The following is a 24,515-nucleotide window of genomic DNA, read 5'->3' as shown; positions in this document are numbered from 1 at the left end:
TGACAATCGTCACGTCGTACCGATATTGTTTCGTGGCGACACGAGATTGTGTTGCACATGACGCACCGACTACCGCGCGTCGGAGAATTGGCGGTAAAGGTCAATGTCTCGGAACTTATTGTGGTGAAGCTCTCCCGTCGTGCGTGAAAGCGCCTGGTGTGTACCATTCTTCGGCAGGTCACCGGAGGTTTTGCGGCTCCGCCGCACCCGAGCGCGGGGTATAGGGGGCTGGCGAGGCCGGGAAGTCTTATGCACTCTTGATCTATGGCGTGGGTATCCGCGCCTGCGGTGGTATGGGTAGGGGAGTGGTCGTGAGAACGAAGCAGCGGGCGGATCCGGCTTGCGGGCGTCGGGCGATGCTCGCCGAGTTGGGTATTGCGGACGGACAGCGCCGAACGCCGGGCGACCAGTCGGGTTACAGCTGCCGGTGCGCCGAATGCGTTGCGGCGCAATGGGATGTGCGGCGTCTCAAATACTGGTTGGTCGGCAGGCTGCTCGCGTACGGCGCCGAGGCGGCCGAGGTGGACCAGCGCGTCGGCCCGCTCCCGGTGGATATCTACTGGCGAATGGGCGAGCGGCAGTACGCCATCGAGGTGCGCACCGCTCCGCTCGACCGCGGCGCGGCGCAGGAACACACCGCCCGGCTGCGCGCCCAGGGACTCGACGGCGTGCTGTGGCTGTGCCCGCCCGGCTACTGGGTGGATCATCTGCCCGCGCTCGGCCTCGCCGATTTCGCGCCCTCCGGTGTGGATTATCGGGTGGAACGGGGCATAGTCGATGTGGAGTACACCTCGGTGGTCTCGCCGCGCCGGGAGCCGTACGAGCTCCGCGAGTTCATCCAGCAGTGGATGTCCGGCGAAATGGTCTGGGGTTACCGCGATCTGATGACAGGAGGATGGGCCACCGTGACCGACTGGGAGCACCACACGCGAACACAGTCCGCGGTGATCGCCCGCCAGCAGCAGGAGTTGGTGAACCAGCGCACCGCACTGGCGCTGTCCCGGAAATCGGTGCGCGACAAGCAGAAACAGCTCATCAAGCTCACTACGCGGCTGGAGCGGGCGGAGCAGACGGTCGAGGAGCAGGCCGAATCGCTCGATGAGGTGCGGCGCAAACTCGCCGACCACCATCGCGTCGACAACGCGTTGCGCAGCACCATCCGCAGCATGCAGACCACGATCGGGCACTGGCAGCTCGTCACCGTCTGCGCGATGCTGCTGATCGTCACCTTCGTCGCGGGCGCGATGTTCGTGCGCTGAGCGACGTCGGCAATCCCGGTCGCCTTTTGTTCGGCGGCCGGGATCGGCGATCAGAGGCTGAACGCGATGGCGCGCAGGATCAGCACCGCGATGAACACCGCCGTGAACGCCAGGTCGATGGACAGTCCGCCGGCCCGGATCGGCCGCAGCACCCGCCGCACCGGCGCGATTACCGGCTCGGTCCAGGTATGTGTGAATGCCCGCGCCTTGTTGGCCCAGCTGGGGCTGTCGGCCAGCACCGCGACCCAGTCCAGCACTACCCGGGCGAGCAGCAGCAACAGGAACAGCGTCAGTGCGTACCCGAGCAGAGTCCCGATAAGGCTCATGACCAACTCCTTCGTGATGGCCGATCTACCTGTATAAACGCCGCGATGGGCGCCGAGGTGCCCGGTTCGCCCGCTTCTCAGCCGACTATCAGCTCAGTAGCCCGGCGGCCGCTGATATCCGGTCGGAAAGTCCTTGTCCCGCCACGCGAATACACCCCACCGTCCGTTTTCTCGGGTCCACACGGTGGTGTTGGTGCCCGCGCGGTCGCTCCACTCAGTGGATCCGGTGCGTGCGCCCCGCTGTGTCCACCGCCAATCCACCACCGCGACATCGGGTCCGGCGAACCGCAGGGCTTGAATCGAACCGGTCGAGGTCGTATCGGCGAAGCTGGGAAATCCGGGCGGCGGCTGCGGTGCGAACAGCTTCTCATGCAGCGCGCGGATCTCCGGGATGCCGTGCAGCACCATGCCGATCGGATTGTGGAAGTCTGCGTCGGGGTGGAATTCGGCGAGGAATGCGGCCGAATCGCGACTGTCCAAGGCCGCCATCATGCGGTGCATGGCGGCGCGGACCTGCTGTTCGGCGGTGCTTCGCGGTTCCGCACCACTGTCTCGCGACGTACGTCCGAATGCCGCTGCGGCGGCGAGAAATAGTGCGATGGGCATCCGATGGTGACCGCGCATGGTCGTCTCCTGAGAAGTAAAACGGAATTGGAACTCCGGTTCCCTACGCTAGCGATCATGAATGGAATGGGTCAAGTGGAACCGGATCTCCAACTCCGTATTACTTTGATGTGGTGAGCGTGCATGTCATGGGCACGGTGTCGTCGAATGTCAGGCGTCGTAAAGGAGCTTTCGAGTGGACCATCGAGACGGTGCATCCCGCGCGTGGTCGGGGCGGTGGCGTGTTGAGGGAGCCGTGGGCACCATGTGCTTCGCGTACGGGGTCGACGAGCGCGGGGGCCAGGAGTCATGAGCGGTAGCGATGCCAAGACCGGTCGCTCCGACGCCCGCCGCAACCGCGAGCGGATCCTCGTCGCGGCGCGCGCGGCCTTCGCGGCCGATGGTGCGGCGCTGGAGATGCGGCGCATCGCCGAGGATGCGGGTGTCGGCGTCGGAACACTGTTCCGCAACTTCCCGGCCAAGCAAGATCTGGTCGACGCGATGATGGCCGAATGGGCTGTCGAACGTGATGCGGCCCTTGCCCATTCGCTATCGATCGTGGATCCGTGGGCGGCGGTCGTCGATCACGTTCTGCGCTGCGGCGAGGTGATGAGCCGGGAACCTGGCCTGCGCAGATTCTTGACCGACGCGCCGGTGAAAGGCCAAGTATCCCAGGCAGATACGAAATTCAGCGCCAGCCTCGGCGAACTGGTCGGCCGGGCCCAGATAGCCGGAGTGCTGCGAACCGGTGTGACCGCGGCGACCTACTACGGATTGCTCGTCGGTCTGTCCGCCGCGATCACCGCGGGCAGCCCGTGGCGAGTAGCGGCCGACGTAATCGTCGCCGGGTTGCGGCCGGATCAGGCGCTGAGCGTAAATGGACCTCGATCCCAGCGCCATTCGTGACGCAGGGTGAGGGCGATCAGGTCCAGGGCGGTGAGGTCGCGGATCTCGCGCAGCGCGTGCCAGTACACCGGACCGGTCGTGATCAATTCGCCGAGTCGTGACTCCACGGTCGCATCGACCTTGCGGTGCAACAGATCCGGGACGCCGAGCCTGCTGCCGGTCCAGATCGCCCAGCCCCAGCCTTTGTCGTGGGCGTAGGCGCGGGCTGCGGCGGATCTGGCGCGGTTGGTGTGAAATCCGATGTGGCCGAGCGGTTGTACGTCGATCAGCACTACGCGGCCATCGGTCAGGCGGGCCGCGACGGTCGGGTAGGCGACCCGGTCCGCGCCGTCCAGCTGGTAGGTGACGGCGCTCGGCGTCTCCTGGAAGGTCTGCACCGCGTCGCTCGCGGTGAGCAGCCGTAAAAGCCTTGCCTCCAAACCGGAATCGAATGCGACATCCCGGCCGACCTTGTCCAGGTAGAACCGGCCGCGTCCGTCGTCGTCCGCGTCGACGATCCGCGCCGACTCACCGGGCAGCGGAGCCGATGCGCCCGACGGCCAATCGACCTGTGCGAGAGCCGGTTCCAGCTCGCCGGTGGGTGGTGGCGGCTGTAGCTTGGTGAGGCGAGCGTTCGTCTTCTTGCGCCAGGCCAGGATTCGCTGCATGACGAATCCGGCGACTCGCTTGGCATCCTCCGCCGCGTGCCCGGCCAATCGCAGCTTCAGATAAGACAATTCGTGCGCGGCGATATCCGTGTCGGTGGCGTAGGTCTCCATCAGAAGTGTTCGCAGCAGCTGGGAATCGCGTGCGCCCAACGGATATCGCTCGGCGAAGACGCCGCCGCGCCGACCGGTGAGCTGGGCGTGCCGCACCAGCTGGCCGACCGCCTTGGTGTGCACCTGGCGGATGCGGTCCCGGGCCAGGTCGAAGCGCGCACCGATGGTCGCGAGGGTTTCCGGCCGGTCGCCGCGGATGCCGAGCCGCAGCGTCAGGATTTCGGCGTCGCGTGCCCGCCGCTCCGCGTGCTCGGCGATGAGCGCGGCCAACACCTCGTTGACCTCCTCCAGCTCCAGCGACACATCGTCGCGGATATCGTCGAGCTCGGGATCGCCCGCGTCATCCCCGACATCCCGCAACACCGTCACCTCACGACCCCTGCCTCGACTATTCGGCCTGTGCCGCAAGAGCGTATCGCCGTCGGCCGACAAATCGGGCGAAGCGCGGGCGCGGTCAGGTCGCGGGTGTCCGCGCGATCTCGCCGGGTTGTTCGGCCCGCCGCCCGGCCGCCCAGGCGGCGATGATGCCGAGCGCCGCGGCGCTCACCGGCTCCTTGACGGCACGGCGGTATCCGCGCGGACCCGCCGGTTTCGGGTCCGGGCGCAGGATATGGCTGAGATCGCCGGCGATGTGCCCCTCGAACGGACCCTTGACCAGACCCTCGATAACCCGTACGTCGTCCGGCGGCACCTGTAGATCGTTGCCGCCGGTGAGCGCGAGCACCGGGACGTCGATGCGCGCCAGCGCGGGCCTCGGGTCGTAGGCGAGGAATTCGCGGAACCAGCGGGCGTTCAGGCGGACCCCTTGGACCCGGATCACGTCGGCGGTGGAGTTCTTGATTCGTTCAATCCGCTTGCGCTGTGTCGCAAGCGGATTCACGCGCAGGACGCGCAGCGCGGCATTGAGCCACTTCGGCAAGGTGCCGAATATCTTCTCGCCCTGCCAGATAAGCACTTCTTCGCCGCTCCTGGCGCCGCAACTGATCAGCCCGGCGCCGGAAACACTGTGCTCGGCCGCCAATTCGATGGCGTGCAGCGAACCTTCGCTATGTCCGATCGCCAGCAACGGTACGCCCGGCGCGTGGTCGGCGAGCCAGCGCGCGGCGGCCCGCGCGTCGGTGAGCTGCTGCGCCAGCCCGGTCGGCAGATAGTCGCCCGCGCTGGCGCCGACCCCGCGCTTGTCGTAGCGCAGCGACGAAACGCCGACCCCGGCAAGGGCTTCGGCGATCGCGGCGGTGACGTTCAACCGCAGCCTGCGGTGATTGGAATCCCGGTCGATCGGCCCGGAGCCGACGATGAGTACCGCCGCCGCAATGGGATTCGGCACGTCGACGAAGGTTCCGGCGAGCCGGTAGCCCTCGCTGTCGAATGCGATATCCGCCATATCAGTCGCGCCTACCCCAGTGGAACAGCCGGTAGAGGTTCAGGCCGTAGCCCCAGCCGAAGGATTTCGGCGTGAACAGGCGCGGGTCGTCCGGATTCCACCAGCGCGCCTTGATCCGCGCACCGGTGGGACGCCGCCAGTCGTAGGGGATTCCGAGCACCTTGCCCTCGGGTTCGGGAACGCGATCGCTGGTCATCGGGCTCACATCCTTTCGGTTCGGTCCCTCCATTGCTAACAATACCGCGATTATTATCATTGATGATAGCAATCGTGTTACGGTTGTCGATGTGGATGCCGTCGAGCTGTTGTTGCACCCGGTTCGCCTGCGTATCGTGCAGGCCTTCTTGGGGAAATCGTCGCTGACCACGGCCGCGTTGAATACGGAACTCGACGACATTCCGCCCGCGAGCCTTTATCGGCATGTCGCTCGGTTGGTCGACGGCGACGTCCTCGAGGTGGTGTCCGAGCGCCGCGTCCGCGGCACCGTCGAACGCACCTACCGGCTGCGAGTCGAGGCCACCCGGATCACGCCCGCCCGGCTCGCCGCCATGACCGTCGACGAGCACCGCCACGCCTTCATGGCCTATCTGGCCGGTCTCGTCGTCGACTTCGACCGCTACCTGACCCGCGACGATATCGATTTCGTCCGCGACGGCGTCGGCTACCGGATGGCCGGAATGTGGCTCGACGACACCGAATTCGCCGAACTACAAGCCGACCTGGGCCGAATCCTGGCCCCCCGCCTAGCCAACGAACCCACCCCAGGCCGGAAACTCCACACCCTCCGAACAATTCAGCTCCCCGGCGAAAGTCACGCGAAGCCACCAGCCACGGGCGACAGCACCGCCGACCAACCGGACTGATCCCCTTACACCGAACGCCACAGCCCTGGTCCAGAACCCCAACGCCGCAACAGATTCCGCTTGAGATGCGCCGTCCGTATGCGATGTGCCAACCGCCACAAGAGAATCGGCTCAGCTCAAATTAGCGGCACCATTCGCGGCCGGGTGAGACCAGTCCACGACCGCACCTGGGCCCAAACGCACGAAAGGCCCGGCTGAACCGGGCCTTTCGGTGGTGCGCGATACTGGGATTGAACCAGTGACTTACGCTCCTGACTTCTGCATGGGCGACCCTGCGCCTATACTCGATTTAGCTGCTCTGACCTGTGTATTCGTTGAGATGACACTCGCAGACATCTGATGTCAGAAGGGGACATCCAACGGGCAGAGATTGGGCATTTTTAGTGATATTGGGCACGGATTGGGCACGAGTTCGAGGGGTGCGAGATGGCGCGACATGACGGTGAATCCAAGCGCTCGTTCGGGACGCTCCGGACGTTGGCCTCTGGACGGGTGCAAGCTCGGTACACCGGTCCGGACATGCGTCGATACAAGGCACCCAAGACATTTGCCACTGAGGACGAGGCAAAAACATGGCTCCGGGGTGTGCACCGCGCGATCAAGGACGGGTTGTGGACGGCGCCGACGGTGGGTAAGACGCCCAAGGCTGGCCTGACATTGAAGGAGTATTCCGACGACTGGCTGAAGCACCGGCTGGTGCGTGGTCGGCCGCTGAAGCAACGAACTCGGGAGCACTACGAGGACTTGCTGGAGGACCATATTTACCCTGAGCTTGGGCCACTGCCGATTCGGTCGATCACCCGAGACGATATCGAAGCGTGGTACAAGAAGACGCTGGTCGATCATCCAACGTATCGGTCGCACGCCTACTCGCTGCTACGAACCATCCTCGGGACGGCCGAGGATGAGGAACGAATCCCGATGAATCCGGTAAGGATTCGAGGCGCCGGATCCGTCGAACCTGCGCATGAGGCGCCTCCGGCAACACTGGAGGAACTTGCCGTCATCGTCTCGAAAATGCCTGCCCGACTACAGCTTATGGTCGAACTCGCGGCGTGGTGTGCACTCCGATTCGGGGAGCTGACCGAGCTTCGCAGGGAAAACGTCGTCGTCGCCAAGGATCGGATCACGCTGAACATCCGTCTCGGGGCGGTCAGAACGAAGGACGGCAGGAAGGCTGAGACCACGAAATCGCGAGCGGGTGTCCGGCCGGTGACGGTGCCGCCGCATCTGCGCGACGCCGTCAAAGAACATCTCCAGACGCACACAGGGAAGAAGAAAAGCGATCTGCTCTTCCCTGCGAAGCATGGTGGCTACCTGGCGCCGTCGACGTTGTATCGGCACTACTACAAGGGGCGATCAGCAGCTGGCCGACCCGATCTACACTTCCATGATCTCCGTGTCACCGGTGCAACCATGGCGGCCGTGGCCGGCGCAACCCTGAAGGAACTTCAGGCACGTCTCGGCCACAGCACGGTGGCGGCGGCAATGCGTTACCAGCGGGTCGCGCAGGATCGCGATGCCGACCTTGCGAAGAAGCTGTCGGAGTTGGTAGATGTGCGCACAACGGACTAGCTGGGGTAGGGGGCTTTCCGGCACTCGGTCAGCAGCCAAAGCTGAGCTTTAGGGCAAGGTATCGAACAGCACCTTGGGATCGATCTGGGTCAGCAACTCAGCGCGGTCCGTGAGTACGTACCAACCTCGGGATGTGGCTTCGGTGATTGCGTGTGCGGCGGTGATCAGCATATCTGCCTGATCGGAGTGCACGCGCCGTCGTAGGAGCGCACCGAGGTCTGCGGCGGCAGCGCGGTCCAGGACCGAGACCAAAGTGTGCGGGGCATCGAGCAGCACGGCCAGAGCATCGCGATTGCGTTCGGTGGCTTCAGCCGCCGCCAGTACCGCCGCCGGGATTACGACGATTCCGCCATGCTCGACGAATGACCAGTAGATTCCTTGCGGATACGGGTGATTGTGGATCCAGCCGAGTACAGCGGCAGTGTCGAAGACGATTCCGGACACGGCCGCTGGTGAAGTTTCATTCACGCCGCGCCCGACCGCGATCCGGGCTCGGTGGCCCACGCCTGGGCGCTGATGGCGTCGGCCTGTGCTTCGGTCAGCGGTGGCAGACCCTGCAGAGCGCGCCCGCGATTGATGAACTCCAGCGGAGGACGCTTCGGCCCGTTGGTCCCGCCGTGAACGGTCTCGACGGCCCGCAGCGACGCCGCACGATTCATCCCCGCCTGCAGCTGGTTGGTGACGTACTCGCTCACCGACTTGATGCGCCCGTCCTCACGCCACTGCTCTAGGGTCGCGGCCACATCCTCTGGAATGGTGACGGTCACCTTCCGAGTCTTCTTCGCCATACCAAAATCATAGTGGGTATGGCGAGTCAGGATGTGTCAGGTCGCTGCCCAGTTCTGAAGCAGTTGACGCACTTCGGATGTCGACAGACTGGTGCAACCGAACCTGCGGGCACCTTCGGCGAGCTTGACATGAAACGACCTAACGCATGAGTCGAGACAGCTCGGGTCGGATGCGATTGCCTCCGGATATCGCCATGAATCCACCAATAGCGATTTCCAGGTTTCAAGCCCGCGGTACTGGACCAGCAATTCATCGACTGCTACATCCTCGGTGGAGTCGAGCACGTGGAGCCACATCGCAGAAGCTTGCGACTCCATTGCCAGATCAGGCCATGGAGTGCGATGCAGCGAAACCGCAGCCTCCCAGACGGGATCGGCAACTTGCGCAAGCTCCCAGTCCAAGATCCACACGCCATCGTCAGCTACGAGCAAATTGTCCGGATGTAGATCGGCGTGGACTAGAACGAGCCTGCGCGCCGACTGCGCACTGTCCGGCCGCCAGAATGCATCCAGGGGTGGCACGCCAAGATACGCGATTCGGTCGGTGTGGCGCTGCGGCAGCTCAGCGTAGAGGCTGCTCAGGAAGTGAGCCATCCAGTTTTGCCACTCATAGACGCTGCTCAGGGGCGACGCTGGCGCAGGGTGCGACTGCATGGCCTGTACCTGGCTGAGCAGATCCGTCAGCCAGGAGAGCGGGTCGGAGCCGGCCATAGACGGCAATGACCCGCAGAGATATCGCTCGATGAGATACGAGTCGGCCGCATATAGAACCTCCGGAACGTTGACACCTCGATGCCGGGCCGCAATCAGGGCGTCTGATTCAGGCATCATCCGAGGGTCGTACCCGCTGAACACATCGGTTCGGGCGCGGCGAAGCAAGGCGTCACCGACGCTGGTTTGCACACGGTAGTTCTCCATGTAGTGCCCGCGGAAGTCGGGTTCGAGCGCGCGGACACGCTCCATCAGCTCGTGTGCTTCATGATCGGTTAACTGCACTCCAGAAGGGTCGCACTGATCGCCACGAGTCCAGGTTCGTTTGGACGGAATCGGGTGGTGTGACCGCATGGATTAGATCCCAGGTTGCCAGTAGTCGCGGAAACGCGAGGTACCTATCTCGTGGTCGGGCTGGGTGTACTGCATCGTGCAGCCACCTGTAAGTATGTGCGAACTGGCAAGCCAGGGTTTCTGAGCGGGATAACCATTTCTTGTCGTACATGCGCCGCGAATTTATTCGTAAAACTTCCCGCCAAAGCGAACCCTTGTCGCTCCGATCGTGAAGGAATCGGAAACTATCGATATAGTAGGTCGGTGCGCCCTTAGTGTTTAAGCGTTTACATAGGTCGGTTTCTTCGCAAAACATAAAGAATTGCTCGTCGAACCCTTTGACTTTTTTGTACTCCGAATACGGAATCAATAGGAATGCGCCCATTGTCCAATCGACGCGACGGTCGCAGCCGTATCCGTCGGTCGACCGTTGCAACAGTTTCGTATGCTTCGCTTTCCGCCATTCCAACTGCGACGAAGGAAACTCGTCCCATGACCATACTAGATGGCCATCGAATGATTCTTGTCGGACGCTGGCACACCCGAATCCAGGGTAGCGGTCGACGTAACTGAGTAGGTCGGCCACGTCAAAATCGAGAACTGTGTCTGGGTTGAGGATTAGAACCATCTCGATCGGCCGCTCAATGGCTTGAACTGCACTGTTGCAGCCAGACCCGTATCCAACGTTCTCACCGACTACGACCTTGGATACGATCGGGTGTTCTTTGGCTAATTCAACAGTCTGATCTGTTGAATTGCAGTCTCGAACTATAACGTAGGCGTCGCTCGCGTTCCCTATTGTCTGCAAAGAGTCCAGACAGCGTTTCAGGTCATGCTCATTATTGTGTGTAACAATGACGACTCCCAGCATGGCCGTGGGTACTGGCACGATTTTGGATCCTTTTTCTACGGCTGGATTTCGCGGGCGATTTTCCATACGCTGTCGAACCAGAATTGTGACTGCCGCACGAGCTTTGTGGTTGAATCATCGGTATCGGAGCTGTTTACGCCGGTATGGAATAACGTGGAATTCTTGCCCATCAGATCCCACATAACAGTTGGCTCACCATCGAGGACAATCTCATGCTCTTCAATCGGGTAGTAGCCGAAGAACATGTCGACGCCATTGATAATGTACAACTTGAAGAGCGGAACTGCTGGATAGATTCGTGCCTCGGCTGTCGCGGACTGGATGAGGCCGAGGTCTTGTAACTCGCGAACCTCTTCGAGTACGCCGAAGGTATAACGTTCCATCTTGCGGGCCGCCCGTTTGCGGAATGCGGGGCTGTCTGTCATATCCGCGGCACGTGCCGGGAGGGTCCACGGGGTGGCTGGGTCTGGGACGAGGATCCGTACGGTGAGCGAATCCGGCCGGAACCGTCCATCGCGGATCCTATCGAGCGGCTCAGAGATGGCGCCATGCAGCGTCTCGCCACTGAACCCCGCGAAATCGATGGTCACATTCGGCTCGGCGAACGCTCGTTCGAGGTGCGGTCGAAGGCCAACCGGCCGTTCTGTGCGTTCCCGTACGTAGACGCCGCTTCCTTGTCGCGATACCACTAGGCCCTCGTTCCGCAACTCGCGGACGGCTTGCTGAGCGGTGACCTTGGATACGTCATATTGCTCGGCGAGTTCAGGCCCGGATGGAAGCTTCTCGCCTGGCCGGATCTTTCCGGTGAGGATCGCTGCACGCAGGATGTCGGCCATCTGACGGTATGGCGGTCGCGGGTCGTCTCGATCGAGCGTGGTCATTGGTCCAGCGTAAGCCCTAATCCCCCTCTTTGATAAGCAACCTAGACAACCCATTGACTTGCCTATGCAAGTTGCATCACTATGAACATGCATAGGTAACCAAGGCCGCATATGCGGCCCTGGGGGGAGCTGGGGAAAGGAATCTCGATGTCAAAGAGTCACTTGCGCGGGCGCTTGTCTCGGCGCTTGGTCAGTGTCACCCACGCTGCTGAGACGATCGGTGTCAGCACCAGAACGCTGCGTCGTTGGATTGATGACGACAAAGTGCCTGCTTATCGAGTAGGCGAACGCTCCATTCGAGTCGATCTGGACGAAGTCCTGGCGCTTGTGCGACCGCTTCGTGAGCCGTCTGGCGGTGTTGCGTGATGCACGATCATTTGTCGGGAAATGCTATGTCTCCCAAGAAGATCGACCGATCTGACGCCATTTCAATGCTGTGGTCGACGGATGGGCCGCACACCGCCGACAGCATCACTACCGCGGCGAATGGGATCGCGGAGTTGTGGCGGTACCTCGCTCACGCGACATTGCGCACCGATAGCGAAGTCCTCACTGATCCGGCTGATGTCTATCTCGTAGCCGGAACCTTGTCCGCCGCAGCCAACAGCGCGGTCCAGGTACTCCGCCAGCTGCATAGGTGGGCCGAAGAACTCGTGACCATGCCGGGTCTAACCCACGACAGCGATCGAAGCGACAGCGAACTTGCGATGACTGCCGCTGATTTGGCGGCGGGCGCTCTCGAAGAATCTCGCATCGAGATGACGCTGCACGCTAAGGCTCTGAGCACGGCCGCTGCGGCACTTGGCCACCTCTACATCGACAGCGATGGAGGGGAGTAGCCATGCTTCGCGACCTTTTTCTCATTGTCGTAGTCGCTTTCGTCGTTGGCCTCTTCATCGCACCCTCGTTCACGGTCGGTGTGGCCATTGGCGCGATTGTTCTGGTCGTCGGTGCTCGGTGGCTCATCCGATCGGCTATTGGGGGTCTGGGTCGTCGTCCGGGGGTGTGGCGGCGATGAACGGATTTCTGGGTGTTCCGCAGGGACGCAACGATATTCATGCTGACCGTGGTTACAGTCATGCCGCTCTGGATGCGATGGCTGGTCCGGAGTTCTCGGGGACTGGCTCATTGATTTTCAGTACCGGGCAGTTGCTGTTGTTGATGCGGCCGGCGGTCGCTGTGGCGGTGGTTGGTGTGATCTTGCTGGCCGGAATGGCCGGCTGCACCGCGGCGCTGGTCGACTACCAGCACTACACGCCGTCGCCGAACATCTGCCGAGCCGCGGATTCCGGTGTGCCGCCGGAGAAGCCGGGTTCGTGCGTCACCGCAACTCAGGTGGTGGCCCGATGACCGCGCAGGACGGCGGCCGTGTCGAGTTCACGGCGCTGGATGCCGAGTATCGGCGGCTGGTTCAGGTCTCCGGTGTGCTGGGTGATATTTCGGATGCCGCTTTTCATGTCGCGAGTGTCAAGGGCTTTCGGGATGCCAGCTTCGAGGAGGAGCGGTGGGCCTACGGGAGTCGCGTCGCCGAGCAGGCGGGGCAAGAGCGAATTGCGGCATGGGATCGGGTGCTTGTTGCCCGGTACGGGGAAACCCGCGCAGCCGAGATACAGGCGCAGGCCAAGGCGAACGTCGAGCAGCGGCTCGAACAGATTCGACGGGAGCGCCAGGGGGCTCGTGATGTGAGGCGGTCGCGATGAGTGGCCGTTTTCATGATCCGGAGGGCAAACGGTTCGGTATTCCGACGTGGCCGTGGGGTTCGGCTCCGGGCCATTTGCGGACGCGTCGGCAGTTGGCTCGGGATGGTCAGCGGCCGGGTGGGGAGTACGAGGGTCAGGTTCTGCGGGCGCGTGGTGGGTCGCGGGGGCCGTTGAAGGCGTACCTGTTCGACGCGGATTCTGCTGTGCGGAAACGGGTTCCGTCGCCTGCGCAGTTGGAGGCGTTGCGGCTGGCGCGGTGGGAGCGGTCGGTGCGGGCGTGCGAGCGCCGCGGCGTCGAGGCCACCGAGCTGCGGGAGTGCGTCCTTCGGGCACGGGCGGATATCGCGGCGCGGCGCGGCATGGGCCGTCCGGGGCGGGAGCGGAACCGATGAACCGCAAACCGATGACGTCGGCGGTGTCGGCGTTCTACGCCGATCTGGAATTCGCCTACCGCGATCAGATCGTGGCCGGGCTGCGCGGCAGCGGTAAAACCTACCGGGACATCGCTCGCACGTTGGGGTTGACCTCGCGGCAGGTCGAGACGGTACTCGGCGAGGTCGCCGCGCTGCGCGGCCGTGGAGTCAGCCAGTCGGAGATCGGTCGCCGGGTCGGGTTGCCGCGCACGACGGTGCAGGATCTGTTGCGGGACAAGAAGTCAGGTCGTTGGACGCCCCGCAAGACGCAGGCCCTGTTGGGGCTGTCGCAGATGCATGGCATGCAGCTCGACGTGCTGGGCTGGTTTCTGGGAATGGAACGCAACCACGTCCACAGCCTGGTCAAGCAGCTGCATGGCGAGGGTTTGATCTACGAGCCGGATGCGGTGCAGGCCGGCGAGAAGTGGGTGGTTCCGACCCGGGTCACCGCTGCCCGCTATTTGGGGTGGCGGCCCGCGGATTGGCGGCCGCCGATCGCGCTGGCCGAACACTATCGGGCTGTCGCGCAGGCGCGGGTCATGTACGTGGGGGCGGCCCCGGAGTTGTGGGTGTCGGAGCGGGAGCTGCGACACCGGCTCGGTGCCGTCGGTACCGGCAATCGCCGCTCGGCGAAGGCGGTGGAGGTATCCACCGGCCGGGCGCCGCGGTTGGGCCGCGATCACGTCCATGATGGCCGGTTCCTCGGGGTGGTGAAAGGCCGTCACGGCTGGTGGGCCGTGGAGGTGGAGCTGTCGCGCAAGGACCCGGAGTACATGGACATCGCGCTGCGGGGCGCGGTCCGCGCCGCCCGCGACAGCACCGATGAGCCGATGGTCGGGGTGCTGTACCTGTGCCGGTCCGCTGCGGTGCTCGACAACGTCAACGCCGCCTACCAGCGGTTGCCGGAAGCCGAATTCGGTGAGTTGGCACTGGTTTTGGTGATCCGCGACTTCGACCGCGAGTGGAAGAAATTCCTCACCCGCTACGCGCAGCTGCGCGAGGCCCGCAAAGAGCAGAGCGCCAACCGCCGTCGTCATCGGCGCAACCTCACCCGTCTTTCCCAGCAGGAAGCATCATGACCGACCAGAAATGCACGTGGATCATCACTCCCGACGACTGCGACCCGCTGCACACCACCGGACGGCAGCCCCCACCGCCGCCGACGCCGGCGCCGGCGCCGGCTGCTGAGACGGTGCCGCCGTCGATCGACACACACCCGGTCAAACCTCCGATCCACCAGCTCGATTCGGTCAACCTGCCGGTCGACGAGCACACCGGCTTTGCCGCAGCCGGTCATGTGCTGGAGACGGCGACGGTGTGCGGGTTGGTCGTGGTGGCGATGCTGGTGTTGATCGTGGCGGTGGCGGCGCGGTGGCCGCTGGCGCCGCACCGGCTGCGGAACTTCGCGATCGCCTCGCTGCTGCTGCCGGGGTGTTCGGCGCTGGCCGGCGGCTCCTGGTCGACGCCGGCTTCGCTGTTGTGGTCCGGCGCCAGCCGGGTGACCGGCGGGGATTGGGCCGGGGTGCGGATGATGCTCGCACTCGGTGTGCCGTTCGCGGCGTTGACTGCGACCTACGTGTGGGCGCGGTTCGTGCACAAGACCCACACGGTGGGGTTGAAGTCGCTGACCCGCACCGAACGGGTGAAGGAGGCGATGCTGTCGCGCAAGTTCGCCCGCGCCGCCGCCGCGGCGAAGCTGGGCGCGCCTTACAGCATCGGTGATGGAATCGTGTTGGGGCCCTTGGCCGATCGCACCTCGGCGAAACCGGCCGGGCTGTGGGCCGAGCTGACCGCACGGCATCAGCAGTGGATGGTCATCCCGCACAAGCAGGCCAAACGGCATGTGGCGGTGATCGGCGCGACCGGGTCGGGCAAGACCGAGGCGATCAAACGGTACGCGGCGGGCATGCTCGACTACGAGTGGCGGGCCTGGCAGCGCTGGTGCGAGGTGCCCGCGATGCGCGGCAAGCACCGGCGGCCGTTGATCGTGTTGATCTCGTGCAAGGGCGGACGCGACGACCGCGACCTGGGAATCGAGTGGCGCGCCAACCTGATTCGCCAAGGCATCGCGCCACAGCGGATCGCGATGGTGATGCCCGGCGCCGACCAGTTGAGGTTGTTCGAGACGTTGAACGCGCGAGAGCAGCGCGCCGTGCTGGCGGATCTGCTCAACGCGGGGGAGGCCACCACCAGCGAAGGGCAGCATTTCGACGAGATGCGCCGCCGCATCGTGTCCCTGGTCGTCGACGCGCCGGCGGGGCCGCCGCGCTCTCACGAGGAGTTCCTGGATCGGCTGGACGCGGATGTGCTGATCGATCTGTGGGGTGGCGCGCCGGATGTGAAGCGCATGGTCACCGCGATGCAGGAGGAGAAGGTCCCGCAGATCGATGACGTGTTGATCAAGGCACACAACCTGTTCGACCTGCTCACCGACCACAACGGGCGGTTCGTGTTCGACGGCGGCAAGGACCTCGACGAGCTGGACGCGTTGTTCGTCACCGTGCCCGGCCTGGACAAGGACGCGGCCCGCGCGCAGGTCGCGGCGATCCTGCGGATGGTGATGCTGCGCGCCGGACGGACCGCGAAAGACAAGCGCCGCACCGTCACCCTGATCATCGACGAACTCTCGGCACTCACGACCAGCAAGGGCGCGATCGGGCTGATCGATGTATGCGAGCGGGGACGCTCCCAAGGGGTCGCGATGCTGATCGCCGCGCAATCCCAGGAAGGGCTGGCACCGGATGCGTGGTCGCTGAACCGGCTGCTGAAGTCCTGCGCGGGCGGGGTGCTGATCGGCTACAGCGAAAACGCCGGCGATCTGTGCAAACACCTCGGCTCCCGGCGCGCCATGCTGCCCAGCCGCCACCTGATCAAAGGCCAACGCCACGGCGACGAAGGCCAAGTTCAGGTCGGCGAGGCGTGGCTGGTCGACCCGGACATCCTGCGCGACCTGGACACCGGCGAATTCGTCTACGCCCGCGCCCGCCGCGCGCAATGGGGCCGCGTCATCCCCGTCACCACCGCCGATCTGCCCCGGCTGCCCGGCACCGAACCCGGACCGGGCCCTGCCGCCACCGGCATCACCGCCGCCGCTTAAACCCATCCTCTCCGCGAATCCGATTGCGAGGCAACAACTATGCGCGTCTTCCGCGACAACCACGACCACAACGACGACGACCACGACAACGACGGGCGCGAACCGATCGACCCGAGAACCGATGGCGAAATCCTCGCCGACGAGTTCGCCGACTACCTGGCCCTGGCCGCCGAGGTCGCCGATAACCCGCCCCCGCCCGACCCGCTCGACGAGCCGACCACTATCGACCGGCCAAGGCTGCGGCTGGTCACCACCGGCACCGACACCCTCGACGAGACCGACGACGCCGACCCGTGGGCGAAGACCAGCGACCCCGACTACGGGCGCACCGCGCGCCGGCGGCTCGTCCGCGGCGCGGCGGGCGGATCCGCTGTAGTGGTCGGCCTCGGCGCGCTGGCGGGCTGGGGCGAACCGTTCGTTGTAGTCGGCCCGCTCACCGCGTACGGCCTGGGCTGGCTGGCCTACCTGTGGTGGCACGCAGCCCTTCGCCCCACCATCCCCCAGGTTCTCGCCACCGCCGCCACCGGCACCGGCCACGCCATCGCCGCGATCGCCACCACCCTCGTCGCCCTGCTGCGCGCGGTCGTCAGCCGCATCGAAGACGCCCGCGACCGGCACGAAAACCACCGCACCGCAACCACATAACCCACAAAGGAGACCCGAGCATCATGCCCGACAACCGACACGAACCCATCCTGCCGATCCCAGCCGACCTATACCGGCAGACGGGCCGCCTGTACGACCGGATCATCGAGTTCCGCGACGAGCTCAACCGCATCCGCAGCGGCCACTTCGACCTCGCCGATTCCCCGCAGTCGCTCGCGGTCGACGACCTCGGTGAACCGATCCGGCCGATCGATGCCAACAGCGCCGCCCTCGACGCGCTCGACAAGGCCGAGGACCAGCTCGGTCAGGTCGAGCGCGCCGTCGATGAGGCGCGCCGCTTCAGCGGCCGGTTGAAGCTGACCGACCAGGCCGACCAGCAGCGCGAAGGCCGACTGGCCCGGCAGCGTCGGACCGAGCGCACCCGATAGCACTCAAATCCATTAATTCAGAAAGGAATTCACCATCATGACCGACAACGCCGAGGAACCGGTTCGCACCGCGCCAGCCGACCTGCACGAACGGCTGCACCAGGTCCGTGAACGACTGCACGAAGTACAGGGCGAACTCGCCGATATCCAACGCGAGTACCGCGATCTGCGTCGGCATCCGAACGAGTTGGCGGTAGACGGCCCTGGCAAGCCGATCGAGCCGGTCGTCGCCACCGACGCCGTCCTCAGCGGCCTGTCGCGCGCCGACTGCCAGCTGCGCGGCGCCGAGCGGTGGATCACCGCCACTCGCGGCCAGTACGCGACCCGGCTCAAGCTCACCGACCAAGCCACCGAAGACCTCGAACAGCGCCGCACCGCGCCGTCGCCGATCCAACGATCCCGGTAACCCACGAAACCTGTTATCCCGAAAAGGAATTCACCACCATGCCCGAGACCGCCGACGAGCCGATCCGATACTCGCCCGCCGAGTTGCAGGAACGTCTGTATCGCATGTACGACGACCTGTCCACATTCCGGCACGAGCTCACCGCACTGCGACACGACTACGAAGTGCTGGGCGCCCACCCCGATGCCATCGAGATGGCCGACCCTCACAGCACAATCGCTCCGGCCGAAGTCACCGGCCGGACCCTGGATGATCTGAAAACTGCGGACAACCGATTGAAGTACGCCGCCGAGTGGCTGGTGTTCGCCCGCGGCTCGAACTTCGACCGAATCCAGCTCACCACAGCCGCAGCCGTCGAGCTTTCCGACCGTCGCCGCGCCGAGCGGGCGCCGATCCAACGGTCCCGATAACTCCTCTCCGAAATCTGTTATCCCTGAAAGGAATTCGATCGTCATGTCCGAGATGGACGAGATCAGCCGAGACACCTCCGGCGCCCTGCGCCAGATCCTTAACGTCGCCCACGCCTGGATCCAGAATCATCGAGCCACCCACCGTTATGCCGGGGTCAGGCGATTGACCCGCAAGGAGAAACGGGACCTCGCTGAAGCGCTGCGGATCCAGGTCGGTGAGCAGCGTATCGCGCAGGCGTGGTTCACCAAGCGCGTCACCGACTTTCAGACCGAAGCCGCCGCGGTAGCGGCCCGTAGGTCCCGTGCGGCGTATGGGGTGGCCGACGACTCCGAAGACTGGGTTGCCGAGCGGGACCGGTTGACCGGGATCTGCCACGGCATCGAGTCCACCGTGCACAACACCGCGCTTTCACTGGAACAACGGGGCCAGGTTGTGCAAGCGCTGAACGCCATCTCGTCGAACCCCCGCGCTCGCGTCGAGGAGGTCTTTCCCCGGCTGGACACCCCGGAGGCCGCGATGAGTGCCCGCGCCGCAGCGGTGCGTTCGGAGAACTGGCTGGCGAATCAGCGCCGCCGCAATGCCGAGTTGATCGCCGAGGACCGCGCCCGCACCGAGCAAGCCACCGACCCGCAGCAGCTGGCCGCTGAGAACGCCGAATTACGCAGGCGGATCGCGGAATTGGCGCAGCACGGCACACCACCGGCACCCACCGACGCCGCGATCGAGGCACCGTTCACCGCGCATGTCGGTCCGGCGGGGTTGTTCGGGCTCGACGAGCAGGACCTCGCATCCGTCCCGCACGCCGACCGGCCGCGCCGGGGGCGGTTCGCCACCCGCGAGCAAGCCTATGACTGGACGCTGCGCCAGCTCGACAACTACGCCGCCACCGGCGACCGCGACACCACCGACTTCACCGCGGCGATCCGCCGGGCCGGGGACCAGCGGTCCGGTGAGGTCGCCACCGGTCCGCTGGGCATGGTCAGCGACGAGATCACCGACCGACGAGCCGAACACCGACGCCGCGACACCAGCCAGCCAACCGCACCGCACCAAAACCACGGGCAGGCAACCACTTCGGAGTCAACGAGCATCACCGAACAGCAGCGGATCACCGCGATCGAGCGCCGCCTCGCCGACATCTCCACCGACCGCGACCGGCTGGAGAACCGTGTCGGTGTGCTCCAGCGCGGCCTGGACGCCGTCTCCGCCGACCGCGACGATTTCCGCCGCAAACTCGACGCCGCCGAGGCCCACATCGAGGAGCTGAAGACCCGAAACCTGCGCTTGGCCAACGAGATCGAGCAGCTGAGCCGGGTCGAGTCCGAACGCGACCGCTACAAGTGCGAACGCGACGAAGCCGTCCGCAAACTCGTCCAGAACACCCCCGACCACAACCGCTACGGCAACCGCGACCACGTGATCTCCGGGCGCCGCTCGGCCGGGCTCGGCGCCACCCAGCCGACAGACCGCGGCGGCAACGGATACGGCGACGGCACAGACGAGAAACAGCGCAAGCGGTTCGCCGCGCTGATACGCCGCGCCGATGACCGGGCGCTGGCCCAGGCCCGCGGGCTCGAAGACGTCGAGCAGTTGCCCCCGACGCAGCGGCCGGCGCGGCGAGATTTCGACACCGCAGCCGAAGCATACGAATGGGCCAAACATCGGATCAATTCGATGGACCTCGGCGAAACCAATGTGCGCGTCAACATCGTCGACAATCACGCCGAGCCTGGCCACCGCGTGTACATAGCCGACGGCTCTCCTACCGGTGTGCTCGCAGCCATGAACGAGTGGTGCGCCGCCCGCGCCCGGGCCGAAGGCCGTGAACACCATCCCGTCACAACCAATACCGGCAATGGCAATGGTCACCAGCACTCGGCACGCAACGGGCGCGCCGATTCTCACCGTGATCCGCAGAAGTCACGCGAGATGGCCGAGGCGTTCAACGACAAGGAACAACGCGCCTTCCACGAACACCTCAACACCATCGACCCCGACCGCGCCGCGACGCTGACGACTCCCGACCAGATGGCCGGCGAGTTCGCCCGATGGTGGGACAACGGCGGCGACCAAGCCTACCGGCAAGACAAAGCACGCCGAGACGCCGCGCAACCCCCCGACGAGCAGCGGTCCGACCCGATCCGCAACACCGGACGTCCCAGCAGTCAAAGCGATGCCGATTTCCGCCGCAACAACTCAAACAGGCGGCAGCGCAACGGAATCGAAAGGAGCCGTTGAGATGGAACGCGAGCACGAGGAAGCCATGCGCGCCGACTACGAGCAGTACCACCAGCTCGGCCGTGCGATGTACGCGGACGGAGTCACCGACACCGATATCGACCGGCTCGACCAGCAGCGCGGGGAGGTCGCTCGCCGGTGGGAAGCCGGGCCGCATGCCGAGCACTGGGCGTACCTGTCCGACGCGGCCGACGACTGGCAGCGGGCACCGAAGGTCATGGGCCGCATGCTCGACAACATCGACCACAACGACGGATACGGCGTGACCGAGGTCGAATACCGCAGCCAGCAGCAGGCTCGTCAGCTTACCGGTAACGACCGTTCCCGGCCGCGGATCCAGCGAGAGCGGTGAGCTCGATGAACCCACAAGAAAGCAAGCGGTTGCGGGTTCTGGTCACCGGTTCGCGGAGTTGGACCGATATCGGTGAGATCCGGGAAGCGTTGCGGCCCTACCGTTCCCAAGGCGCGACCCTCGTGCACGGCGACGCCCGCGGCGCCGATCGGATCGCCGCCGGGATCTGGCGGGCCTGGGGCGAACGCGACGAACCACACCCCGCCGACTGGGAACGCCACGGCCGCGCCGCCGGTTTCAGCCGCAATCAGGAAATGGTCGACCTCGGCGCGGATGTCTGTTTGGCGTTCATCCGCGACCACTCGGCCGGTGCCAGCCACGCCGCCGGTGTCGCGACGGCCGCCGGTATCCCTGTCCACCGGCACGAACGCACCAGCCATCGTGCGATCGAACGGAGCCGCGTGTGATGACTACCACTGCGGGACAGCAAGGTTCGAACCCGGTGGCGTGCGGCAGCTGCGGCCGGACACGGAAACCGTTGCGGCGTGGCCTGTGCGGTGCCTGCTACGGGCGCACCCGCCACCGGCGCACCGCCTACGGCACCTGGGATCCCGACCGCACCGCGGCCGACCCGGTCCGGGAGCACATCGTTCGCCTCGAACAGGCCGGGCTCAGCCACCGCCGCCTCGCCGCGTTGGCCGGCCTGCACCGGTCGGTGCTCAACACCGTGCTGCACGGACGGACCGGACGCCCGGCGCCGCAACGGATCTCGCACGCCACCGCGGCGAAGATCCTCGCGGTACCGGTGCCGGAGGCGATCACCGCGGTCGCCGCCGCCAACGACACGGTCCCCGTGATCGGCGCGCAGCGGCGTCTTCGGGCTTTGGTGGCGATCGGGTATCCGCAGGCGCATCTGGCCCGTGAACTGGGTTTGCAGCCCGGGAACATGGGGCCTCTGATGCACGGTGACCGGTCGATCACCGTGCGGCGGCACCGCCAGATCGCCGAGGTCTTCGAGCGTCTTCAGATGACGCCCGGCCCGTCCCAGGCGGCCCGGGACTACGCGCACCGCCGACAGTGGGCGTTGCCGTTGCAGTGGGACGAAGACAGCATCGACGACCCGAACGCGCACCGGCACCGGCGGCGACCCAACGCCAACCGAACCACGCCACCAGCCAGGTGGGGTGTCGGCAAACCCGCCCCAACCACAGCGACGGAACCCAGTTACGACCTGGACCGGCTCGCAGTCCCGGTACGGCGACGCGCGATCGTGCGAGGGCGGTGAGCGATGGAACATCAACCGCCGCAAGGGCGTTCGTGGCAGGTCATCACCGCCGCCCTGGACAAGGCGATGGGGCCCGGCCGCGGTAACTCCTCGGGTTGGGTGCGCTACCTGTGCCCGGTCCATGAGGGAGACGGCCGCTACCACAACCCGAGTTTGGGTGTGCGCTACGACGAACGGCAGGCCAAGACGATCGTGCGTTGCTTCGCCGGATGCGACGACCAGGATGTGCTGGCCCGGCTGAATCTGCGAGTGCGCGACATGTTCGACAGGCTCCCCGAACGCCGCACCGACACCCGCCGTCCGGACACCGGCCGCGCCGGCCGCGGCCAGCAGCAGCCGTCGAACTCCTCGAAGGTTGTCGCGCCAGTGGAGAAGGCGATCCTGGCCGCCCGATTCCCGATCCTGTCCAAACCCGACCTCGGGGTGCAGGTCGGGCCGCCGGAAACGGTCGACACCTACGTGTACCGGTGGCCCAACGGGCGGGTCGAGGGCGCGGTAAAGCGAGTACACACCCCGCACGAGCACGGGCACAAGAAATCATTCTGGCAGGCCCGGTGGACCGGAACCGCTTGGGAGAAAGGCGGTTTCGCGCCGATCCCGTGGCAGCTGTCCGACATCCGGGAAGCCCTCGACACCGGACGCGAGATCTACGTCTGCGAGGGCGAGAAGGACGTGCAACGCGCCAACCAGGCCGGGTTGATCGCGACCTGCAACGCGATGGGCGCCGGCAGCTGGACACCCGAGCACGCCCGCTGGCTGCGCGGCGCCGCCCGGGTGATCGTGATCGCCGATCGCGACCGGCCCGGCTATCGGCACGCCGCCAAGGTCGCCGACACCCTCGTCGGCCGCGTCGGCGAGGTCCGGGTGCTGCAAGCCCGCGGCGGCAAAGACCTCTCCGACCACTTCGACGCCGGATACGACCTGTCCGACCTCGAACCCGTCCCCTACCTCGACCGACCCCAACCACCCAGGAACCACCCACCGCCAGCGGGCCGTGACCCGTCTCCCTCGCGGGGCTACACCCGGACCCGCTGAAACCGCAACGGAAGGAACCAGTTTCATGTCCAGCAATACTCTCGGGCGACGTTTCCGCCGCGCCGCACGGCCGCTTTCGGCATTCGGCAAAAACACCGAGATCGGTACGACCGTCACAGGACTGATCACCAAGATCGCTGAAGAGCCGAAGCCGAAGTTCGACGGCGCCCCCGATGAAATCGAACTCGACGACGACGGCCAGCCGGTGACACAAGCCGTCATCACCCTCGGCACATCCGCCGGGCCACGCACCCTGTACGTGTCCTGGCGCATGGAACAAGCCATCGGCATCGCGCTCGAGGACAGCGGCGCCGAGGACTTCGAGATCGGCGCCACCCTGGCGGTCACCTACACCGGACCCGACCTCAGCTACCCCAAGGCACGCCTGTTCACCGCCACCTACACCCCGGCACCCACCGGTGTCGGCGGTTCGGGGAACCGGTGACCGGCTACACCGGTGCACACGCGGTGCGCAGCAACGACGCTGCGCACCGCAGCGCACCAGCCGCCGCACCGACCGGTGCACGCACCCGCGAACAACTCGCGGCGATCCGGTTCTTCTGGGGCGAACTACTTTTGGTCGCCGCGATGTCGATCGCCGGAAATATCGTGCACGCCTGGATCAACGCACCGACCGGAAAGCAGTGGGTCGCCGCGTTCGTCGCCAGCTTCCCACCCGTCGCCCTGCTGGCAGCAACCCACGGCGTCGGCCTGCTTGTCCGTGCCCGCAACAAAGCACGGCTGGCCTACTGGGCCGTTGCCGCCTTGACCGCCACCATCGCCGGTATCGCGTTCCGGCTGTCCTTCGACGCCCTGACGAACCTGGCCATCCAGGTCGGAATGAGCCAACACCTGGCATTCCTGTTCCCGCTCATTGTCGACGGCGCCATCGGGCAAGCCACCATCGCGCTGCTCGTGCTCGCCCGCACCGAACCCGACACCGCCGAACCGGCGGTGCGCACCGAACCGGTACGCACCGTATCGGTGCGCGAGGTCCGCAACGAGACCCGCACCAGCACAGCCGAAATGCTTATCCACCAACGCACACCAGAACTGGAAGGTGCACAACCGGACCCGATCGAAGCCTCTGCGCACCAGCAACGCACCGACCCGGTGCGCGAGATCGACCGGTGGACGGCACTCGCCGAGCAAATATGCAGCGCCGACCCTGCCGGGCGCCGCGACCCCGCCACCGTGGCGACGATCCTGCGCCTGCGCCACGAACAGAAATACACGCACTCCCAGATCGCCGAACAGATCGATACGAGCAAGTCGACGGTGACCCGCACCCTGACCGCCGCCGAAAAGCTCACCACCACAGGAGAAGACCGATGATCCGCCCACCC

At 65.4% G+C, this 24,515-nt stretch carries 32 protein-coding genes; 22 read left to right on the top strand and 10 right to left on the bottom strand.

Annotation, left to right across the window (positions count from 1 at the left end):
• Positions 1 to 311 precede the first annotated feature (311 nt).
• Entirely contained in the window at positions 312 to 1,259 is a 948-nt protein-coding gene (locus tag F5544_RS29350) for a hypothetical protein (protein ID WP_238846728.1), read from the top strand.
• A gap of 50 nt (positions 1,260 to 1,309) precedes the next feature.
• On the opposite strand, the gene F5544_RS29345 is transcribed toward F5544_RS29350, so the two are convergent.
• Together F5544_RS29345 and F5544_RS29340 are read right to left on the bottom strand one after the other, a co-directional pair.
• Positions 1,310 to 1,585: a YggT family protein gene (locus F5544_RS29345; protein WP_167476179.1), complete on the bottom strand. Its 276-nt coding sequence runs from the start codon at positions 1,583 to 1,585 to the stop codon at positions 1,310 to 1,312.
• 93 nt (positions 1,586 to 1,678) lie between these two features.
• Entirely contained in the window at positions 1,679 to 2,209 is a 531-nt protein-coding gene (locus tag F5544_RS29340; protein ID WP_167476178.1) for a YybH family protein, read from the bottom strand.
• A gap of 288 nt (positions 2,210 to 2,497) precedes the next feature.
• Here F5544_RS29340 and F5544_RS29335 point away from each other — a divergent pair, with 288 nt between their 5' ends.
• Positions 2,498 to 3,094, top strand: coding sequence for a TetR/AcrR family transcriptional regulator (locus tag F5544_RS29335; protein WP_167476177.1), 597 nt, complete (start codon positions 2,498 to 2,500; stop codon positions 3,092 to 3,094).
• Here the strand turns inward: F5544_RS29335 and F5544_RS29330 are convergent.
• The 3 genes from F5544_RS29330 to F5544_RS29320 all read right to left on the bottom strand — a co-directional run bounded on the left by F5544_RS29330 (position 3,049) and on the right by F5544_RS29320 (position 5,432).
• Positions 3,049 to 4,221 (bottom strand): sigma factor-like helix-turn-helix DNA-binding protein, encoded by a 1,173-nt coding sequence (locus F5544_RS29330; RefSeq protein ID WP_167476176.1) that lies wholly within the window; start codon positions 4,219 to 4,221, stop codon positions 3,049 to 3,051. The genes F5544_RS29335 and F5544_RS29330 overlap by 46 nt on opposite strands.
• Positions 4,222 to 4,306: 85 nt before the next feature.
• Positions 4,307 to 5,236, bottom strand: coding sequence for an alpha/beta hydrolase (locus tag F5544_RS29325; protein ID WP_238846727.1), 930 nt, complete (start codon positions 5,234 to 5,236; stop codon positions 4,307 to 4,309).
• A 1-nt stretch (position 5,237) separates the two neighbouring features.
• Positions 5,238 to 5,432 (bottom strand): DUF5808 domain-containing protein, encoded by a 195-nt coding sequence (locus F5544_RS29320; RefSeq protein ID WP_167476175.1) that lies wholly within the window; start codon positions 5,430 to 5,432, stop codon positions 5,238 to 5,240.
• Positions 5,433 to 5,523: 91 nt separating this feature from the next.
• Here F5544_RS29320 and F5544_RS29315 point away from each other — a divergent pair, with 91 nt between their 5' ends.
• Together F5544_RS29315 and F5544_RS29310 are read left to right on the top strand one after the other, a co-directional pair.
• The gene (locus F5544_RS29315; RefSeq protein WP_167476174.1) at positions 5,524 to 6,099 is read left to right on the top strand and encodes a helix-turn-helix domain-containing protein; all 576 of its coding nucleotides are present in this window, start codon (positions 5,524 to 5,526) and stop codon (positions 6,097 to 6,099) included.
• 519 nt (positions 6,100 to 6,618) lie between these two features.
• Positions 6,619 to 7,674 (top strand): tyrosine-type recombinase/integrase, encoded by a 1,056-nt coding sequence (locus F5544_RS29310; protein WP_238846726.1) that lies wholly within the window; start codon positions 6,619 to 6,621, stop codon positions 7,672 to 7,674.
• A gap of 48 nt (positions 7,675 to 7,722) precedes the next feature.
• Here F5544_RS29310 and F5544_RS29305 read toward each other — a convergent pair whose 3' ends face one another.
• Genes F5544_RS29305 through F5544_RS29285 form a run of 5 tightly spaced genes read right to left on the bottom strand, consistent with a single transcriptional unit; the run spans position 7,723 to position 11,258 of the window.
• Entirely contained in the window at positions 7,723 to 8,118 is a 396-nt protein-coding gene (locus F5544_RS29305; RefSeq protein WP_167476172.1) for a hypothetical protein, read from the bottom strand.
• 20 nt (positions 8,119 to 8,138) lie between these two features.
• Entirely contained in the window at positions 8,139 to 8,462 is a 324-nt protein-coding gene (locus F5544_RS29300) for a hypothetical protein (protein ID WP_167476171.1), read from the bottom strand.
• Between the two features lie 36 nt (positions 8,463 to 8,498).
• Complete coding sequence (locus F5544_RS29295) at positions 8,499 to 9,458, bottom strand: aminoglycoside phosphotransferase family protein (protein ID WP_167476170.1); 960 nt, start codon at positions 9,456 to 9,458, stop codon at positions 8,499 to 8,501.
• On the bottom strand, positions 9,439 to 10,377 hold the full coding sequence (locus tag F5544_RS47625) for a glycosyltransferase (protein WP_428847187.1): 939 nt from the start codon (positions 10,375 to 10,377) through the stop codon (positions 9,439 to 9,441). The genes F5544_RS29295 and F5544_RS47625 overlap by 20 nt, the downstream gene beginning before the upstream one ends.
• A gap of 35 nt (positions 10,378 to 10,412) precedes the next feature.
• Positions 10,413 to 11,258, bottom strand: a complete 846-nt coding sequence (locus F5544_RS29285) for a GntR family transcriptional regulator (protein WP_167476168.1) — start codon at positions 11,256 to 11,258, stop codon at positions 10,413 to 10,415.
• 111 nt (positions 11,259 to 11,369) lie between these two features.
• Between F5544_RS29285 and F5544_RS29280 the strand changes: the two genes are divergently transcribed.
• The 18 genes from F5544_RS29280 (at position 11,370) to F5544_RS29195 (ending at position 24,504) form a co-directional block, all read left to right on the top strand.
• Complete coding sequence (locus F5544_RS29280; RefSeq protein WP_342760385.1) at positions 11,370 to 11,624, top strand: helix-turn-helix domain-containing protein; 255 nt, start codon at positions 11,370 to 11,372, stop codon at positions 11,622 to 11,624.
• A 26-nt stretch (positions 11,625 to 11,650) separates the two neighbouring features.
• Positions 11,651 to 12,097, top strand: coding sequence for a hypothetical protein (locus tag F5544_RS29275; RefSeq protein ID WP_167476166.1), 447 nt, complete (start codon positions 11,651 to 11,653; stop codon positions 12,095 to 12,097).
• A 175-nt stretch (positions 12,098 to 12,272) separates the two neighbouring features.
• Positions 12,273 to 12,608 carry a hypothetical protein gene (locus F5544_RS29270; RefSeq protein WP_167476165.1) on the top strand — a complete coding sequence of 112 codons (336 nt, stop codon included), beginning with the start codon at positions 12,273 to 12,275 and terminating at the stop codon, positions 12,606 to 12,608.
• Positions 12,605 to 12,958: a hypothetical protein gene (locus tag F5544_RS29265; RefSeq protein ID WP_167476164.1), complete on the top strand. Its 354-nt coding sequence runs from the start codon at positions 12,605 to 12,607 to the stop codon at positions 12,956 to 12,958. Before F5544_RS29270 ends, F5544_RS29265 begins: the two co-directional genes overlap by 4 nt.
• Positions 12,955 to 13,350, top strand: coding sequence for a hypothetical protein (locus F5544_RS29260; RefSeq protein WP_167476163.1), 396 nt, complete (start codon positions 12,955 to 12,957; stop codon positions 13,348 to 13,350). Before F5544_RS29265 ends, F5544_RS29260 begins: the two co-directional genes overlap by 4 nt.
• Positions 13,347 to 14,450: a hypothetical protein gene (locus tag F5544_RS29255; protein ID WP_167476162.1), complete on the top strand. Its 1,104-nt coding sequence runs from the start codon at positions 13,347 to 13,349 to the stop codon at positions 14,448 to 14,450. The genes F5544_RS29260 and F5544_RS29255 overlap by 4 nt, the downstream gene beginning before the upstream one ends.
• Positions 14,447 to 16,468 (top strand): type IV secretion system DNA-binding domain-containing protein, encoded by a 2,022-nt coding sequence (locus F5544_RS29250; RefSeq protein ID WP_167476161.1) that lies wholly within the window; start codon positions 14,447 to 14,449, stop codon positions 16,466 to 16,468. The genes F5544_RS29255 and F5544_RS29250 overlap by 4 nt, the downstream gene beginning before the upstream one ends.
• Positions 16,469 to 16,507: 39 nt before the next feature.
• Complete coding sequence (locus F5544_RS29245) at positions 16,508 to 17,113, top strand: hypothetical protein (RefSeq protein WP_167476160.1); 606 nt, start codon at positions 16,508 to 16,510, stop codon at positions 17,111 to 17,113.
• A gap of 23 nt (positions 17,114 to 17,136) precedes the next feature.
• On the top strand, positions 17,137 to 17,502 hold the full coding sequence (locus F5544_RS29240) for a hypothetical protein (protein WP_167476159.1): 366 nt from the start codon (positions 17,137 to 17,139) through the stop codon (positions 17,500 to 17,502).
• Positions 17,503 to 17,539: 37 nt separating this feature from the next.
• Entirely contained in the window at positions 17,540 to 17,908 is a 369-nt protein-coding gene (locus F5544_RS29235) for a hypothetical protein (protein WP_167476158.1), read from the top strand.
• A gap of 38 nt (positions 17,909 to 17,946) precedes the next feature.
• On the top strand, positions 17,947 to 18,318 hold the full coding sequence (locus F5544_RS29230) for a hypothetical protein (protein ID WP_167476157.1): 372 nt from the start codon (positions 17,947 to 17,949) through the stop codon (positions 18,316 to 18,318).
• Positions 18,319 to 18,361: 43 nt separating this feature from the next.
• Positions 18,362 to 20,557: a hypothetical protein gene (locus F5544_RS29225; RefSeq protein WP_167476156.1), complete on the top strand. Its 2,196-nt coding sequence runs from the start codon at positions 18,362 to 18,364 to the stop codon at positions 20,555 to 20,557.
• 1 nt (position 20,558) lies between these two features.
• Positions 20,559 to 20,909, top strand: a complete 351-nt coding sequence (locus F5544_RS29220) for a hypothetical protein (protein WP_167476155.1) — start codon at positions 20,559 to 20,561, stop codon at positions 20,907 to 20,909.
• Between the two features lie 5 nt (positions 20,910 to 20,914).
• On the top strand, positions 20,915 to 21,316 hold the full coding sequence (locus F5544_RS29215; protein ID WP_167476154.1) for an SLOG family protein: 402 nt from the start codon (positions 20,915 to 20,917) through the stop codon (positions 21,314 to 21,316).
• A complete protein-coding gene (locus F5544_RS29210; RefSeq protein ID WP_167476153.1) occupies positions 21,316 to 22,134 on the top strand; it encodes a hypothetical protein in 819 nt (272 codons plus the stop codon). The genes F5544_RS29215 and F5544_RS29210 overlap by 1 nt, the downstream gene beginning before the upstream one ends.
• A 3-nt stretch (positions 22,135 to 22,137) precedes the next feature.
• Positions 22,138 to 23,169, top strand: coding sequence for a toprim domain-containing protein (locus F5544_RS29205; protein WP_167476152.1), 1,032 nt, complete (start codon positions 22,138 to 22,140; stop codon positions 23,167 to 23,169).
• Between the two features lie 25 nt (positions 23,170 to 23,194).
• Complete coding sequence (locus F5544_RS29200; RefSeq protein ID WP_167476151.1) at positions 23,195 to 23,614, top strand: hypothetical protein; 420 nt, start codon at positions 23,195 to 23,197, stop codon at positions 23,612 to 23,614.
• Complete coding sequence (locus F5544_RS29195; RefSeq protein ID WP_167476150.1) at positions 23,611 to 24,504, top strand: DUF2637 domain-containing protein; 894 nt, start codon at positions 23,611 to 23,613, stop codon at positions 24,502 to 24,504. The genes F5544_RS29200 and F5544_RS29195 overlap by 4 nt, the downstream gene beginning before the upstream one ends.
• Positions 24,505 to 24,515: the final 11 nt, after the last annotated feature.

The sequence above is a fragment of the Nocardia arthritidis genome (assembly GCF_011801145.1).
Lineage (GTDB): Bacteria > Actinomycetota > Actinomycetes > Mycobacteriales > Mycobacteriaceae > Nocardia > Nocardia arthritidis_A.
This window is presented reverse-complemented; position numbering and strand designations above follow the sequence as displayed.